The organism is Catenulispora sp. EB89 (assembly GCF_041261445.1).
GTDB lineage: Bacteria > Actinomycetota > Actinomycetes > Streptomycetales > Catenulisporaceae > Catenulispora.
The window spans coordinates 1-15,108 of sequence record NZ_JBGCCU010000021.1 but is presented as its reverse complement, the minus strand read 5'-3'; the positions used below and the strand labels follow the sequence as shown (position 1 = coordinate 15,108).

The 15,108-nt window shown below is 71.4% G+C and carries 18 protein-coding genes; 12 read left to right on the top strand and 6 right to left on the bottom strand.

The features are described from left to right. Window positions 1-62 precede the first annotated feature (62 nt). Window positions 63-503, bottom strand: a complete 441-nt coding sequence (locus ABH920_RS34775; protein WP_370353499.1) for a DUF5994 family protein — start codon at window positions 501-503, stop codon at window positions 63-65. Between the two features lie 262 nt (window positions 504-765). On the opposite strand from ABH920_RS34775, the gene ABH920_RS34770 reads away from it, so the two are divergent. The 9 genes from ABH920_RS34770 to ABH920_RS34730 all read left to right on the top strand — a co-directional run bounded on the left by ABH920_RS34770 (window position 766) and on the right by ABH920_RS34730 (window position 8,102). Beyond that, entirely contained in the window at window positions 766-1,914 is a 1,149-nt protein-coding gene (locus ABH920_RS34770; protein ID WP_370353498.1) for a lactonase family protein, read from the top strand. 248 nt (window positions 1,915-2,162) lie between these two features. Beyond that, window positions 2,163-2,960: a hypothetical protein gene (locus ABH920_RS34765; protein WP_370353497.1), complete on the top strand. Its 798-nt coding sequence runs from the start codon at window positions 2,163-2,165 to the stop codon at window positions 2,958-2,960. 6 nt (window positions 2,961-2,966) lie between these two features. Beyond that, window positions 2,967-3,692, top strand: a complete 726-nt coding sequence (locus tag ABH920_RS34760) for a class F sortase (RefSeq protein WP_370353496.1) — start codon at window positions 2,967-2,969, stop codon at window positions 3,690-3,692. Between the two features lie 20 nt (window positions 3,693-3,712). After that, the gene (locus ABH920_RS34755; RefSeq protein WP_370353495.1) at window positions 3,713-4,270 is read left to right on the top strand and encodes a hypothetical protein; all 558 of its coding nucleotides are present in this window, start codon (window positions 3,713-3,715) and stop codon (window positions 4,268-4,270) included. 13 nt (window positions 4,271-4,283) lie between these two features. Next, window positions 4,284-4,739, top strand: coding sequence for a cupredoxin domain-containing protein (locus ABH920_RS34750; protein ID WP_370353494.1), 456 nt, complete (start codon window positions 4,284-4,286; stop codon window positions 4,737-4,739). Window positions 4,740-4,749: 10 nt separating this feature from the next. Further along, entirely contained in the window at window positions 4,750-5,169 is a 420-nt protein-coding gene (locus ABH920_RS34745; RefSeq protein WP_370353493.1) for a hypothetical protein, read from the top strand. Window positions 5,170-5,202: 33 nt separating this feature from the next. After that, window positions 5,203-5,967 carry a YcnI family protein gene (locus ABH920_RS34740; RefSeq protein WP_370353492.1) on the top strand — a complete coding sequence of 255 codons (765 nt, stop codon included), beginning with the start codon at window positions 5,203-5,205 and terminating at the stop codon, window positions 5,965-5,967. A 10-nt stretch (window positions 5,968-5,977) separates the two neighbouring features. Then, window positions 5,978-7,675: a copper resistance CopC/CopD family protein gene (locus tag ABH920_RS34735; RefSeq protein WP_370353491.1), complete on the top strand. Its 1,698-nt coding sequence runs from the start codon at window positions 5,978-5,980 to the stop codon at window positions 7,673-7,675. 61 nt (window positions 7,676-7,736) lie between these two features. Beyond that, window positions 7,737-8,102, top strand: a complete 366-nt coding sequence (locus ABH920_RS34730; RefSeq protein ID WP_370353490.1) for a hypothetical protein — start codon at window positions 7,737-7,739, stop codon at window positions 8,100-8,102. Here ABH920_RS34730 and ABH920_RS34725 read toward each other — a convergent pair whose 3' ends face one another. The 3 genes from ABH920_RS34725 to ABH920_RS34715 are packed head-to-tail and all read right to left on the bottom strand — an operon-like array spanning window position 8,103 to window position 10,200. Continuing rightward, complete coding sequence (locus tag ABH920_RS34725; protein WP_370353489.1) at window positions 8,103-8,465, bottom strand: phospholipase; 363 nt, start codon at window positions 8,463-8,465, stop codon at window positions 8,103-8,105. It abuts the gene before it with no gap. After that, a complete protein-coding gene (locus ABH920_RS34720; protein WP_370353488.1) occupies window positions 8,462-9,853 on the bottom strand; it encodes a DUF4331 domain-containing protein in 1,392 nt (463 codons plus the stop codon). Before ABH920_RS34720 ends, ABH920_RS34725 begins: the two co-directional genes overlap by 4 nt. Window positions 9,854-9,903: 50 nt before the next feature. Further along, window positions 9,904-10,200, bottom strand: coding sequence for a twin-arginine translocation signal domain-containing protein (locus ABH920_RS34715; protein ID WP_370353487.1), 297 nt, complete (start codon window positions 10,198-10,200; stop codon window positions 9,904-9,906). Between the two features lie 313 nt (window positions 10,201-10,513). Here ABH920_RS34715 and sigK point away from each other — a divergent pair, with 313 nt between their 5' ends. Both sigK and ABH920_RS34705 read left to right on the top strand, forming a co-directional pair. Next, entirely contained in the window at window positions 10,514-11,110 is a 597-nt protein-coding gene (sigK, locus tag ABH920_RS34710) for an ECF RNA polymerase sigma factor SigK (RefSeq protein WP_370353485.1), read from the top strand. Then, window positions 11,110-11,910: an anti-sigma factor domain-containing protein gene (locus ABH920_RS34705; RefSeq protein WP_370353484.1), complete on the top strand. Its 801-nt coding sequence runs from the start codon at window positions 11,110-11,112 to the stop codon at window positions 11,908-11,910. Before sigK ends, ABH920_RS34705 begins: the two co-directional genes overlap by 1 nt. Window positions 11,911-11,983: 73 nt before the next feature. On the opposite strand, the gene ABH920_RS34700 is transcribed toward ABH920_RS34705, so the two are convergent. Then, window positions 11,984-13,939: a heavy metal translocating P-type ATPase gene (locus tag ABH920_RS34700; RefSeq protein WP_370353483.1), complete on the bottom strand. Its 1,956-nt coding sequence runs from the start codon at window positions 13,937-13,939 to the stop codon at window positions 11,984-11,986. A 103-nt stretch (window positions 13,940-14,042) separates the two neighbouring features. Here ABH920_RS34700 and ABH920_RS34695 point away from each other — a divergent pair, with 103 nt between their 5' ends. Further along, on the top strand, window positions 14,043-14,396 hold the full coding sequence (locus ABH920_RS34695; RefSeq protein ID WP_370353482.1) for an ArsR/SmtB family transcription factor: 354 nt from the start codon (window positions 14,043-14,045) through the stop codon (window positions 14,394-14,396). A gap of 113 nt (window positions 14,397-14,509) precedes the next feature. Here the strand turns inward: ABH920_RS34695 and ABH920_RS34690 are convergent, their stop codons facing one another. Further along, the gene (locus ABH920_RS34690) at window positions 14,510-14,650 is read right to left on the bottom strand and encodes a hypothetical protein (RefSeq protein WP_370353481.1); all 141 of its coding nucleotides are present in this window, start codon (window positions 14,648-14,650) and stop codon (window positions 14,510-14,512) included. Window positions 14,651-15,108 lie beyond the last annotated feature (458 nt).

The window sequence follows — 15,108 nt, the reverse complement described above, 5'->3', positions numbered from 1 at the left end:
ACCGTACGCGGCCGGTATAAGAGCTCGGATTCAGTCGCCGGGGACGGGCTCCGGCCGCGCTGTCACGGCAGGAGTTCGGCGGCGGTCGCGTCGTTGTCGCGCCCGGCGGCCTCGGCCATGGCCGTCCGCGCCGTTCCGGGGCCGGTCGTCGGCGGGACGACCAGGAGCAGGAAGTGGTTCTGGAAGCCGAGGCTGAGGCTGATGGTCCGCTCGCTGCCCGGGAACCAGCTGATCCTGATCACCCGGCCGTCGACGGTGACGCTGCGCGGGACGTCGTCCCAGGCGTCGGCGTCGAGACCGACGCGCACGATCCGGCCCAGATGCACGGTCAGCGCCGTGATCAGGTCCGGCAGCTCCGCCATGACGTCGTTCGAGCGCGGCCACCAGGCGCCGTCGAACACTCCGGTCTGCGACAGGGTCGGCTCCAGGACCAGCCGCGGCAGGAGCGGGGCACCGCAGGAGTCGCCGCGGAGAGGTGGAGGGACGAACGTGGGAAGCGTCACGCCAAGCCGCCGATCCGGTCCGCGAGCGGACCTGTCATCACCCAGGGGCGACACCAGCGCGGATGTTAGTGCGAAAACGCTTCCTCGGATGGCCTCATTCTACTCCTGCTTCACGAAAAAGGCGCCATTGCGGATAAAAAGTATCAAATCCTTGTCTACTCTCATAGGGCTAAGCCGCCTGATACCGCGTTGTGCCTGCACAGATCAGAGTCATCACTGCCATAACCTCCGTGGAGCCAATCGGTTCCACGGAGGGATTCCCATGCAGAACGTCATGCGTTTCGGGGCCGCGGCCGCGGCGCTCCTCGCGGCGACGAGCGTCTCGGCCGGCCCGGCCTCGGCCGCGGCGCACGGCCGGCCCGGCTTCCACCGGGGTGCCGGCGGGGTCGTGTTCGCGCAGACCGACGCCACGACCGGCAACCAGGTCGTCGTCTACCACCGCGGCGACGACGGCCGCCTCACCCGGCTCGCCGCCTACGACACCGGCGGGCTCGGCGGCGTCCTGGACGGGTCGATGGTCGACCACCTCGCCTCGCAGGGCTCTTTGACCTTCGACCGCGAGAACAGCCTGCTCTACGCGGTCAACGCCGGGAGCAACACGGTGTCGGTCTTCGCCGTCCACGGGGATCGGCTGCGGCTGCGGCAGATCATCCCGTCCGGCGGCACCTTCCCGGTGAGCGTCGCCGCGCACGAGGACACGGTGTACGTCCTCAACGCCCTGAACGGCGGCTCGGTCCAGGGCTACACCGTCGAGGACGGTCGTCTGCACCCGCGCCACGGCTGGAACCGGCCCCTCGGGCTGGACCCGAACGCCACGCCGCAGTTCACGAACACCCCCGGTCAGGTCGGGTTCGCCGACTGGGGCCACAAGCTGGTCGTGACCACCAAGGCCAACGGCAACGATGTCGACGTCTTCGCCCTCGACGACGACGGCGCCCCCGCGCCGGCCCCGGTGGTGACCAACCTTCCGAACGCGGTGCCGTTCGCCTTCGTCACCGACCCGGCCGGCCGGACCCTGTACCTGACCGAGGCCGGCCCGAACGCCGTGGCCTCCTTCACCGTGAACCACGACGGAACACTCACGCCCCGGCAGACCGCGGCCACCGGCCAGCAGGCGACCTGCTGGATCACCGCGGTCGGCGATCTGCTGTACGCCTCCAACGCCGGCAGCGCGACCGTCAGCATCTACCGCGCCGGCGCGGGCGGTGCGCTGGCGCCGATCGGCACCGCGGCCACCGACCCGGGCACCGTCGACTCCGCGGCTTCGCGCGACGGCCGCTTCCTGTACGTGCAGACCGGAGGCCAGGGCATCGTGGACGAGTACGCGATCAACCCCGACGGCACGCTCAGCCCGATCGGCTCCGAGACCGTCCCGGACGCCGTCGGCGGCGAGGGCGTCGTCGCAGTCTGAAAAACCGGGCCCCACCAGGGCATCGGCCCGGCGGCCCAGCGGCTCGCCAACCATCCTCCAGCCAGCGGTTCAGATCCTCCACCAATCCGATGTACCGACGTCTCCGAATCACCCCCTGAAGGTCGAGCCGATGCGCTCCCGGACCCCCGACGCACATCGTCCTTCAGTCCCTGCTCCTCGTGGGCGATCGCCCACCCGCAGATCAGAGACGTCATCCGGAGCTGAACCGCTAGCTGGAGGAGAGCACGATGACGCACCCGAAGAGAACCACCAGGATCCTGGCGCTGGCCGCCGCCCCCGCGGCCCTGCTGGCGTTTCCGCTGGCCTTCGCCGCCTCGACGGCCAGCGCGCAGACGTCCGGCACCGCCACCTACATGGCGACGCTGAACCCGCTGAACCACGCCACCGGCTCCGGGACGCTGATGCTTCAGCTGAACGGTGACCAGGCCGTCATCACCGAGAACGTGCAGGGGCTGGCCACGACCTTCATGGGCGCGGCCTATCCGCACGTCCAGCACATCCACATCGGTGCCGCGGGCACCTGCCCGACCGCCTCGGCCGACAAGAACGGCGACGGCGTGGTCAGCACCACCGAAGGCGCCTCGTTCTACGGCGGGATCGGTACCACGCTGAGCGTCAGCGGGGACACCAGTCCGGCGGCCGGCACCGACGTGAAGATCGCGCCGTCCGGCGGATCGTACAGCTATTCGCGCACCATCACCCTGGACTCGGCGACCGTGTCCTCGATCGAGGCCGGCAAGGCCGTGATCGTGGTCCACGGCCTGGACCCGACGACCCTCAGCGCCCAGGCGCAGGCCGAGCCCAGCGACCTGGTTCCGTCGCTGCCGCTGGCCGCGACCTCGCCGGCGCTGTGCGGCCCGCTCCAGGTGTCGCAGATGTCTTCGGTGCCCGGCGGCGGGGTGAACACCGGCGGCGGCGGGACCTCGGGTCTGCAGCAGCCGTGGATGTTCGCCGCGAGCGCGGGCCTGGCGGCCACCGCTGGTGGCGCGCTGTACCTGCGGCGCCGGAACGCCGTCCAGAAGTAGGCAGTCATGTCGGTCATGTCCTTGCTGACAAGGCTGTTCGGTAGTGGCCGCCGGCGTCTGCTGGCGTCGGCGGCTGCCGTCCTCCTGCTGGCTTCGGTGGGGACGCTGGTCCTCGGGCTCTCCGCGCAGCACCATCCGCCGCAGCCGCCGGCCTCGGCCGCGCTGCCGGCCTCCAGCATGTCGACAGCGCCCACTGTGCCGCCGTCGACGACACCGCCTTCGACGACGTCGCCTTCGGTAACACCGACGACGCCCCAGAAGTCGCCAGCCCCGGCGGCCACGCCGACCGCGATCAGCATCCCGGAGATCGGCGTGAGCCACACGCTGATCCAGCTGGGCCAGAACTCGGACGGCAGCATCCAGACGCCGCCCCTGACCGCACCCGAAGTTCCGGGCTGGTACCGCTACTCCCCGGCTCCGGGCCAGATCGGACCGGCGGTCATCGTCGGCCACATCGACGGCACCACCGGTGCCGAGGGCGTCTTCTACAACCTGGGCGCGCTGCGGCCCGGCGAGACGGTCGACGTGACGCGCAGCGACCACACCGTGGCCGTGTTCCGGATCGACGGCGTCAACAAGTACGCCAAGAGCTCGTTCCCGACCCTGACCGTCTACGGCAACACCACGAACCCGCAGCTCCGGCTGATCACCTGTGCCGGACCGTTCGAGAACCAGCACTACCTGGACGACATCGTCGTCTACGCCACCCTGACCGGGACGCACCCGGCCTGACCGCCAGAGAGGAGGACATCATGAGGGGACTGAGACTCCTCGCCGCCGTCTCCGTGACGGCCGCGATGGCCGGCTGCGCGTCGGCGAAGGCCGCCACGCCGGCCGCCCCCGCTCCGAGCACGTCGTCCGCTGCTTCAACGGCGGCCGGGCCCTCCGCGTCCGCGCGAATGGTCTGCGACACGGAGATCCAGACCGCGGTGGAGACGATCCTGGCTGCCACGCCGGCCCCGACCACCACGGCCACCTGGACCGACCACCTCTACACCTGCACGTATCACCTGGGGTCCAGCACGCTCGTGCTGTCGGTGAAGGAATCGCCGGACGCTCCGTCCGCGAACGCCTACCTCGCGGCGCTCAAGCACCAACTGGGCTCCACCACGCCGCTCACCGGCAGCGAGGGCCTGGGCAACCCCGGGTTCCAGAACGCCGCCGGGCACGTCGTCGTCCTGAAGGACGACAAGACCCTGCACGTCGATGCCACCGGCCTGCCGGCGACATCCGGCGCGAGCAAGCTCAGCCGCGCCGATGTGGCCTACGAGGTCACCACCGACATCCTCGGCTGCTGGACCGGCAAGTAGAAGGGAAAGCGCCATGACCAGAACCAGAACCCTGCGACGCGTCGCGGTCCCGGCCGCCCTCGTGATCCTCGCGGCCGCCGGCTGCTCCTCGACGACGAGCAAGAGCAGCACGCCGCCCGCGACGGCGCCGAGCTCCCCCACCGCGCCCTCGACGACCACGGCCCCGAGTACGCCGGCGCCGAGTACCGCACCAAGCACGGCACCGAGCACAACGGCCGCCGCGCAGATCGTCATCGACAACTTCGCGTTCAGCCCGGCGAACCTCACCGTGCACCCTGGGCAGACCATCACCGTCGTGAACCACGACTCCGTGACCCACACCCTGACGGCCAGCTCCGGCGCCGCCTTCGACACCGGCGCCCTCAACCCCGGCAAGTCGGCGACGATCACCGCCCCGACCACTCCCGGCGCGTATCCGTACGTCTGCACCATCCACGCCTCGATGCACGGCACCCTAACGGTCGGATAGGAGGCCCCTGATGACGGTCATCCCTGTCGCTCTGCGGGCGATCGCAGCCGCCGGCCTGGTAGTGGACGCCTACATCCACCTGAAACTGGCGCACCGCTACGACCCGATCAGCTCGTCGGTCGTCAGCCAGGGCACGCTGTTCCGCATCGAGGCGGGCGCCGCGATCCTCGCCGCCGTGCTGGTCGTGCTGTGGCGGCGGCGCGCCGGAGACGCCTTCGCCTGGCTGACCGCGGCCGCGGGCCTGGCGGCGATCCTGTTCTACCGCTACGCGAACCCCGGCGCGATCGGGCCGCTTCCGAACATGTACGAGCCGCTTTGGTACGCCGACAAGGTCTGGGCTCTGATCGGCCAGGGTGCGGCCGTGGCGGCGCTGACGCCGCTGATCATCAGGCCACGCCGAAGCCGCGCCAAAGCTCCGGCCGCCGGCTGACATCCACGCCGGGCCGTGGAAAGGAGAACCGTGATGTCTGGTCATCAGAGATCGTCGCGAGGTGGAAAGCCGCTGGCAGCAGTCCTCGCCGGCACGGCGCTGTTCGTCTTCGCTTCAGCAGGCCTGGCCTCGGCACACGTCACCATCGGTCCGGACACGACCGCCAAAGGCGGCAGCGATGTCGAGCTGACCTTCCGCGTCCCGAACGAGGAAGTCGCGGCGAACACCACGAAACTGGAGGTCGTCTTCCCCACCGACCATCCGATCACCGGCGTGCTGCCGGAGCCCACTCCCGGCTGGACGGTCGCGGTAACCAACGCCACGCTTCCCAAGCCCGTCACCACCGACGACGGCACGGTCACGCAGGTCGTCTCAGAGCTCACCTGGAGCGGCGGCGCGCTGGCGCCGGGGCAGTACCAGGGATTCCACGTCATGCTGGGCAAGCTGCCCGATGACACGAACCAACTCGTGTTCAAGGCCGTCCAGACGTACTCGAACGGCGATGTGGTGCGCTGGATCGATCTGGCCCAAGCCGGCCAGCCCGCGCCGGACCACCCGGCTCCGGTCCTGGCCCTGACCGGCTCCGGTTCGGCGTCAGGTTCGCAGGCCTCGGATACCGCGGCCACCGCGCTGTCGGTCGCGGCCGGCCCGGCGGCGGCAAGTCCGGCCGGCAGCGACACCACCGCGCGGACTCTCGGCGGCGTGGGTATCGCGGTCGGCGTGGCTGGTCTGGGGGTCGGCGCGTTCGGCATCTCCCGGGCCCGCCGCAAGTCTTCCGACGCCGCGCCCTCGGACTGAGGCGGTCCCCATGCTTCGTCGGCTGCTCGTTCTCCCGGCTCTGGTCATCTGCCTGATCGTGCTGACGGCGCAGGGCGCCTTCGCGCACGCCACCGTCGTGGCGACCTCGCCGAGCGACGGCCAGACCGTCGCCGCGGCCCCGCATCAGGTGTCGGTGACCTTCGACGAGCCGGTGGCGCTGCAGTTCGGCGCGCTGCGCGTCTTCGCGCCGTCCGGCGCCCGAGTCGACGAGGGCAGCCCCACACATCCGCCCGGCCACGCCGACGAGGTCGCCGTCGATGTCGCGTCCGGACTGAATCAGGGCACGTACACCGTCGCGTGGCGGGTCATCTCCGCGGACTCCCATCCGGTGCAGGGGGCGTTCACCTTCAACGTCGGCCAGGCCTCCGCCTCCACGGTGAACTCCTCGACCCTGAATCCCTCCGGCAGCAAGGCGGTCGGTGCGCTCTACGCGGTGGCACGCTTCGTGGCCTACACCTCCTTCGCCGTCCTGGTCGGCGCGGCGCTGTTCGTGTTCGCCTGGTGGCCCAAGGGCGCGCGCACCAAGGCCGTGCGGATCCTCCTGGTGTCGGCGTGGAGCGGGCTCGCCGTAGCCACCGCCGGCGTGCTACTTCTCCAGGGCCCTTATGGCGCCGGCTTCGGGATCGGCCGCGCGCTGGACACCGGCGTGCTGCGCACGACCTTGTCGACGCGCCTCGGCGAGGCGCTGTGGATCCGGCTGGTCCTGCTGGCCCTCGCCGCCGCCTTGCTGGCCTGGCTTTTCACCCGCCTCCAGGACGCCTCGCGGCGGGCCCGCACGCTGGCAGCGGCGGTCGGCGGCGTCCTGACCGTGGGGATCGCCGCGACGTGGGCCTTCTCCGGACACTCGGACACCGGCATCCAGGTGGCCCTCGCGCTGCCGGTCGACGTCACCCACCTGTGCGCGATGGCCGTCTGGCTCGGCGGACTGACCATGCTGGGCGCGATCGTCCTGCGCCGCGGCGGACAGGGGACACCGGGCGAGCGGGCCGAGATGGTGCGCAAGTTCTCGCCGGTCGCGCTGTCCTGCGTGATCGTCCTCGTGGGGACCGGCACGTACCAGAGCTGGCGGCAGGTCGGTTCGTTCTCGGCGCTGACCGGCACCGCGTACGGGAAGCTGCTGCTGCTCAAGCTGCTCGGCGTCGCCCTGCTGATCGGCTTGGGCTACCTGGCCCGATCCTGGATCGCCCGACACCGCGAGGACCGGAACCCGGGGACCACGGACCGCGCCGCGATCTCCAGGCTGCGCCGTTCCGTGGCCGGCGAGGTCAGCGTGGGGATCTGCGTCCTGGCACTGACCGCGGCACTGGTCAACGCCCCGCCGGCCCGCACCGCGCACGCGGCGTCCGCCGGACCGGTCAGCGGCTCGGCCGCGTTCGACACCGGCGGCCCCGGCGGGACCGGCACCGTCCAGGTGACCGTCGACCCGGCGAAGACCGGCGCCGACACCGTCCACCTCTACACCCTCGGCCCGACCGGCAAGCAGGAGCAGGTGCTGCAAGTCCAGGCGTCCTTCACGCTCGCCTCCCGCGCGCTGGGCCCGCTGCCGGTGACGCTGCGCACCGCGGGAGCCGGCCACCTCATCGGCGACGCCTCGCTGCCGCTGTCCGGCACGTGGCGGCTGGCCGTCACGGTACGCACCGACGACGTGGACGAGACGACCGTGCAGATCCCGGTCGCCATCCACTGAGCGCCCGGATCCAATCCGGAACCCGGCCGGGACCGAATCATGGGAGGAAGGGAACGCGACGATGTGCCATCTGCGAAGAACGATCCGTACCCGCAAGGCGGCCTCCCGCAGCGCGCCGAGCCGGTTGGTCCGGGAAGCCGAGGCCATCGTCCACGGCGCCTGGATCGCCCAGCTGGCCGAGCGCCGCGAGGAGATGGAGGCGGCGCTGCGGCGCGCAGCTGCGCGCTGCGACGACGCTCAGCAAAGCCTTACTGCCGCTCAACACAGCGGCGACCCGCAGCAGATCGCCAGGTCCCACCGCGATCTGGCGAAAGCCGTGGAGGCAGCCCGCAAGACCTCGCTCGCCTGGGAACGGACATGCCATGTCCTCGGCGTCGAGGCCGGACTGTCTCCGCGCCGAGGGGCGGACCCCCGGCGCGGAGAGTGATCAGCTCTGCTCCGCTCCCACTGCGCGCGAGAACGTGTGGGTGGTGATCTGTCCCCCGACGACGGTGATGGTCGCGTCGGGGGTTTCGGCGTCCCGCCAGATCGTGTAGCGGCCGGCCTCGAGGTCCGGGTAGACCGCGTCGTAGCGGGGGTTCGGGACGGTGTGGCGTTCGCGGACCATGCTGTGCGTGCGGTGAGCGTGCACAGCGTGGTCACCGGCACCGGCACCGAGGTCTGCCCGGCTGATCTCGATCTCAGCACCGAGCAGGCTCGCGTCGGCCTCCAGGATCAGCGCGCCGATGTTCGCCCCCAGATTCAGCACGACGCTGCCGGCCGGGGAGGGACCGTGGATCTGCTCGCTCACTGGACGCTGTAGCCGCTGTAGGGGACGCCGAGGTAGGGGAACGTCGGCAGATACGCCGGCAGACCCGGCACCGGCGGGTTGAAGTCGGTCACGAGGCCCGCTGCCGCGTCCGGGGTGTAGGTGGCGACCAGGGCGTAGGTGACGCCGGCGATAGCGCGCAGCTCGATGGTGACGACGTCGTCAGCGACGCGCCGGCCGTTGGGGAATCCGGCGAGGTCGCCGCCGAGCAGGCCGAGGTTGTTGGGGGTGGCCGAGGGCTTGATCGCGGTGTTCAGGCGGAGCATGTCGGCCTGCACGGTGCCGGTGTTGTTCTGGAAGCCGGGGATGACGCCGGAGGGGATACCGGTGAGCAGGATCGCCAGCAGGTCGGCCCGGGCGGTGCCGGCGGCGTCCAGCGCGGCCAGGTTCGGGAACACCCCCGGGTACAGGGCCGGCAGCAGCGAGGCCAGTTCGGGGTGCGCCACGTACTGCGCGAAGCGCTTGTCGTCGGCCGGCGGCAGCGCGTTCCACTCGTCCTTGCGCGCCATCGGCACCAGGACCTCGTTGAACAGCGGGCTGCCCAGCCGGGAGACCTGGACGAACGGGCCGTTCTCGTCGTCCCGGCCGGCCTCGATCTCGCGGACGGTGACCTTGCGCCGGGACGCCGTCGTCCACACGCCGACCACCGCGCGCGGGTCGGCGACGTTGGTTCCGTGCCAGCCGTCGCGGGTCAGGTCGGTGATCGGCACCTGGATCGCGATGCTGTGCACGTTGAGCTGCGCGGTGCTGTTGACGCCCTGCTGCGCGTTCAGCGTCAGGCCGGGGATGTTGAAGGTGGTGTGCAGGTTCTGGAACGGCCGCAGGTCGCCCAGGTCGAAGATCGACCCGAGGTCGACGTAGAAACCCTCGGCGCGCTGGCCGGCGAAGACCGTGCGCCCGCCGCCCAGGTTGTGCACCGCGGCCTGGGCCAGGCCCGGGTAGTCGGGCGTGGACAGCGGCCCGATGTTGCACGGCGGACAGGCCAGGCCCTGGCCCAGCATGGTGCAGCGGCCCCAGGCGTCGACGCGGGTGACCGAGTAGGTCTGGCGGCGGTTCCAGTTGGCGCTGTCCAGCGAGGTGATCGGGCCGGTGTTGTACAGGAACGTGTTCGGGTTGTGGACGGTGGTCGTGAACCGGAACTGGTAGGTCACGTCCGGACGGCCGTCGCCGGTGTTGTCGATGTGGATCTCGTACAGCACGTCGTCGCCGAACTCGTAGAAGTTCGGGCCGGCGGCCGGACCCTGCAACGGCAGGTAGTTGGCGATCAGGGTGACGGTGTCAGGCGCGTTCGGACTGACGAAGGCGTACAGGTCGGTGCTGTCGGCGACCGAGTCCTTGGAGATCTCGGGAGCTTCGCGGTGGGAGGACATCAGGGGAGCCTCGATTACTGGGCGGAGTGGACGTGGGGAGGGGTCGTCGACTAGCGGGCGGCGGCGATGAGACGCGCGGCCAGGTCCTTGTCGCGGACCTGGACGTGGCGCTCGCCGACGTAGATGTCGAGCAGCCCGGCGCGCGCGTCGCGCACGTGGACCGTCATGGTCTCCTCGATCACGGGATGGACCGGCCCGCGCGCGCCGGGGCGGGCCGGCGCGGGCGCCGTCTCGGCCTGCGCGGTGCGCGGGGAGGCCAGCGTCACGGCGCCGACGGCCGCGGCGCCGGCCGCGCCTTTCACGACACCTCGACGGGACACGCCGGTCTGCTGCATGCCTGATTCCATGCCTGCCTACTTCCTGGGGAGGATCTGCGGGATATCTGTACCTTGTCAAAGAGTGACTGAGCTGTGCGGGAGGACGCGCTCGACTGCGGCGCCCCAGCAGGCTCCGGCGACGTCGCGACGTGCTCCGGGCCAAGCTCCGGACCAAGGTCCCGGTTCGAGGTCACGGGAGTTCTCCTTCGCGGGGATTCGGGACAGTGTCCGGGTCCTGATGACGGTGCTTGTTCGGAGCCGGAGCGGATTCGGATTGGTCGGTGTTTTTCGTGAATCACCCGTCCGCACCAATCCGGCCGCGGCTCCGCTCCGAATACCGGACGTGAGTCGAGAATCGGGAGACGCGACGCTTAGTCCGGTACCGGGGGCGACGCCGGCGGCGACGCTGGAGTCGCACCTGCACCGGGTGGCCCTCGGCGAGCGCGACGCGTTCGACGCGGTCTACGCGCAGCTCGCCGGCCCGATCCTGGGCGTGGCGCGCCGGGTCCTGCGCGACCCGGCCCAGGCCGAGGAGGTCGCGCAGGAGGTGCTGGTGGAGATCTGGCGCACCGCCAGCCGCTTCGACCCGGCCCGCGGCTCGGCCCGCGCCTGGGCCCTGACCATGGCGCACGCCCGGGCCGTGGACCGCGTGCGCTCCGCCGACGCCGCCGCGCGCCGGGACGCCCGGGACGCGCAGCTTATGGTGGACGCACCGTTCGACCAGGTGGTGGAGGCCGTCGAGGCGCGGCTGGACCGGCAGCGCGTCCGGCACTGCCTGGGCGGCCTGACGGAGCTGCAACGCCAGTCGGTGACGCTGGCCTTCTACGGCGGCTACACCTATTCGCAGGTGGCGCAGCTCCTGGACACCCCGCTCGGCACTGTGAAGACCCGTCTGCGCGACGGGCTGGCCCGACTCCGCGACTGCTTGGGGGTGGCGTGATGAACACGATGGACCCGGAGGTCCACTCCCTGACCGGCGCCTACGTCTGCCACGCGCTGGACCCGGCGGAACGCACCGCGTTCGAACGCCACCTGGCCCGCTGCCCGGTCTGCGCGCAGGAGGTCGCCGAGCTGCAGGAGACCACCGCGCTACTGGCCTCGGCCGTCGCCGAGACCGCGCCGCCGCGGTTGAAGGCCGCGGTCGACGCACGGGTGGCCGTCACCCGGCAGATCGCGCCGGTCCTCGCTCACGCGCCGACGCGACACACCGCGCCCCGCCCCGCGTGGCAGACGTCGCGGCAGCCGTCGCACGGCCCCAACCCCCGCCCCCGCCGCCGCTGGTTCACCGCGCTCGGCTGGGGACTGGCCACGGGGCTGGCCGCGGCCGTGGCGGTCCTGGGCGTCCAGTCGGGCGACCAGCAGCACCAGCTCGACCAGGCGCGGCAGCAGAGCACTGGCATCACCGCACTGCTGTCCGCACCCGACGCCCGGACCGACACCGCAAGCGTCCGCACCGGCGGGGTCGGGACGGTGCTCGTGTCCCGCTCGCACGACGCGGCCGCGATCACCGTCGACGGACTCGCGAAGCTGCCGCCGGGCAAGGCCTACCAGCTGTGGATGATGGGGCCCTCCGGGACCCGCTCGGGCGGGCTGCTGGCCGCCGGCGCCGACGGCTCCACCGGACCGGTGCTGGCGCACGGCCTGGGCGACGCACAGACCATCGGGCTCACGGTGGAGCCGGCCGGCGGGTCGGCTCAGCCCACGACGACACCGGTCATGCTGCTGCCGATGCCTGCCTGAGCGCGTCGCGAGCGGATCGACGAACGCCGCGCCGCGTGTTCGCCCTCGGCGCGGCTCACGCCGTTCACGCCGTTCATGCCGCGGTGCCTGCGTTCAGCGCCTTGTCCCACACGCTCTTGCGCAGCAGGCGCAGACCGTTGAGCCCGACGATGACCGTCGAGCCCTCGTGCCCGAGCACGCCGAGCGGCAGCGGGAGCGTGCCGGCCAGATCCCACGTCACCAGGCCGGCGATGATGGCGCCCGCGATCACCAGGTTCGCGACCACGACGCGGCGCGCGGCCCGGGACAGCGCGATCGCCGCCGGCACGGTCGCCAGGTCGTCGCGCATCACGACGGCGTCGGCCGTGTCCAGCGCGAGGTCCGAGCCGGCCCGGCCCATGGCGACGCCGGTGTGCGCGGCGGCCAGCGCCGGGGCGTCGTTGACGCCGTCGCCGACCAGCAGCACCCGCTCTCCTGCCGCCTCCCACTCGCGGACCGCGCTCACCTTGTCCTCGGGGAGCAGGCCGGCGCGGACGTCGGTGATGCCGACCTCGGCGGCCAGGCGGCGTGCGGCGGCGGCGTTGTCACCGGTGAGGACGATCGGCGCGGTGCCGATCAATGCTTCGATCCTGGCGACCGTGCGGGCGGCGGCCGGACGGACGCGGTCGGCGATGCCCAGCAGCCCGGCCGGCGTGCCGTCGATGCGGACGACGGTGGCGGTCTGGCCGGACTCTTGCATGGCGGCGATGGCGTTCTCGGTGATGGCGTTCTTGGTGATGGCGTTCTTGGTCGCGGCACCGGTGCTTACCGCACCAGTGTCCTCGGCGAGCAGATACGCCGGACTCCCGACCTCGACGCGCCGACCGTCGATCAGGGCACTGACACCGCGTCCTGGCCTGGCCACGAAGTCCTCGGCGTGCGCCAGCTCCAGTCCGGCGTCCTTCGCCGCAGTCACAACCGCGCGCGCCAACGGATGCTCCGAAAGGTTCTCAGCGGCGGCGGCGAGTGCCAGGATCTGCTTCTCGTCGAACTCGCCGCCGGGCAGGACCGTGATCTCGGCCAGGCGCGGGCGTCCCTCGGTCAGCGTCCCGGTCTTGTCGAAGGCGACGCGGGTCGTGGTCCCGAGGTGTTCCATCACCACCGCGGACTTCACCAGCACGCCGTGGCGCCCGGCGTTGGCCATCGAGGCCAGCAGCGGCGGCATCGTGGCCAGCACCACCGCGCACGGTGAGGCGACGATCATGAAGGTCATGGCGCGCAGCAGGCTCGGCTGGAACGCGGCGCCGGCCAGCAGCGGGACGGCGAACAGCAGAAGCGTCGCGGCGACCATGCCGATCGAGTAGCGCTGCTCCACCTTCTCGATGAACAGCTGCGTCCTGGCTTTGGTGGCCGAGGCCTCCTCGACCATCGCGACGATCCGCGCCACGACGGTGTCCGCGGACGCCCGGTCGACCCGCACGGTCAGCGCACCGACGCCGTTGAGCGTCCCGGCGAACACCTCGTCGCCGGCGTTCTTCGCCACCGGCAGCGGCTCGCCGGTGATCGTGGCCTGATCCACGTCGGAGGCGCCGCGGACCACCTGGCCGTCGGCGGCGACGCGCTCGCCGGGCCGGACCAGGATGGTGTCGCCGACCCGGAGCGCGACGGCGTCGACGACGTCTTCGGAGCCGTCCGCGGCGATCCGGGTGGCACGCTCGGGCGCCAGGTCCAGGAGCCCGCGCACGGCCTGCTCGGTGCGGTGGGTGGCGACCGCCTCCAGCGCGCCGGAGGTGGCGAAGATGACGATCAGCAGGGCACCGTCCAGCACCTGGCCGACGGCCGCCGCGCCCAGCGCGGCGACCACCATCAGCAGGTCGACGTCCAGCGTCTTCTCCCGCAGCGCCCCAAGCCCGGCCCAACCAGGCTCCCAACCGCCGGTCACATAGACCACGGCATACAGCGGGGCCCAGGCCCACGCGGGCGCCCCCGTCAGCTGCAGCGGCAGCGCGACCAGGAACAGCACCAGCGCGGCGGAGGCCCACCGGACCTCGGGCAGGGTGAAGGGAGACATCAGCGGCGAATCCTTGGTCACGGCACGCCGGACGGTCCGACGGCCCCACCCTACAGGAACAAATGAATAATGGTTCATGCGTTCGCGCAGGTACACTTCGACCATGGGTCATGGAGCTCCCCCCGCCGAAGCCGTACCGCGCGTCCGCCTGGACGCCGCCAGCGCGGCCCGGGTGGCGACCACGCTCCAGGCCCTGGCCACCCCGTCGCGCCTGCTGATCCTGGCCCGGCTGCGCGAAGGACCACTGGCCGCGACCGCCCTGGCCGCCGAGGTCGGCATGGAGCAGTCGGCCTGCTCCCACCAACTGCGCCTACTGCGGAACCTCGGCCTGGTGACCGCCGAACGCCGCGGCAAGTCGATGATCTACGCGCTCTACGACAACCACGTGGCCGAACTGCTCGACCAGGCCATCTACCACGCCGACCACCTGCGGATGGGCGTCACCGACCCGGCGTGACGGCAGAACAGCACGTCGGCGCCCCCGAGAAGGGAGACGCCGACGGTATGGCGCGGTCCGGCGGACCAGCGGCCTGACGGACCAGCGGACTAGCGGACTAGCGGACTAGCGGTCTACCACGGGTAGCAGGTAGTCCCCTCGTGGCAGGCCGGCTGCATCACGCCGGCCGACGCCGGGGCCGCGGTGACGACCGCGACCGCGAGCGCCGACGCGAGGACCATGGCGGCTGCGAACTTGCGGTAGCTCTTCTTCATCAGGTTCTCCCTTCTCGGTGGCTGCATAGGGCACGATCCACGGTTGTGTCAGGGTTCGAACTTACGCGGGGCAATACGCGGTATTACGTATCGGGCGCTGGACGTGATGATGGCCAAGAGGGGTGCTCCTGCTTGAGGTGTGGTGGGTGTGGTGGGTGCGGTTTGTTGGTGGGTTTTTAAGAGGCTTTTTACGGCTTCGCCTAAGGTTTGGTGACCTCGCAGGGGGACGCAGTTCGGTAGTGTGCCTGGCGTCGCGTTGGCGGCCGGCGGTGTTGCTGGACACGACCGCGCACCGGTCCGAGTCACTGCGCATGCGTTGCGTAGGCGGCAATCGTCGGGCGTGGTGGGCACCTGAAGTCAAGAGCAGGCGCCTCCGGCGGGGGCACTCGAGACTCTGAGGGATCCCCAACCCCCCGCGTCGGCGGCGGTTCGTGTGTTGGTCGCCGAGTCCCGGATCC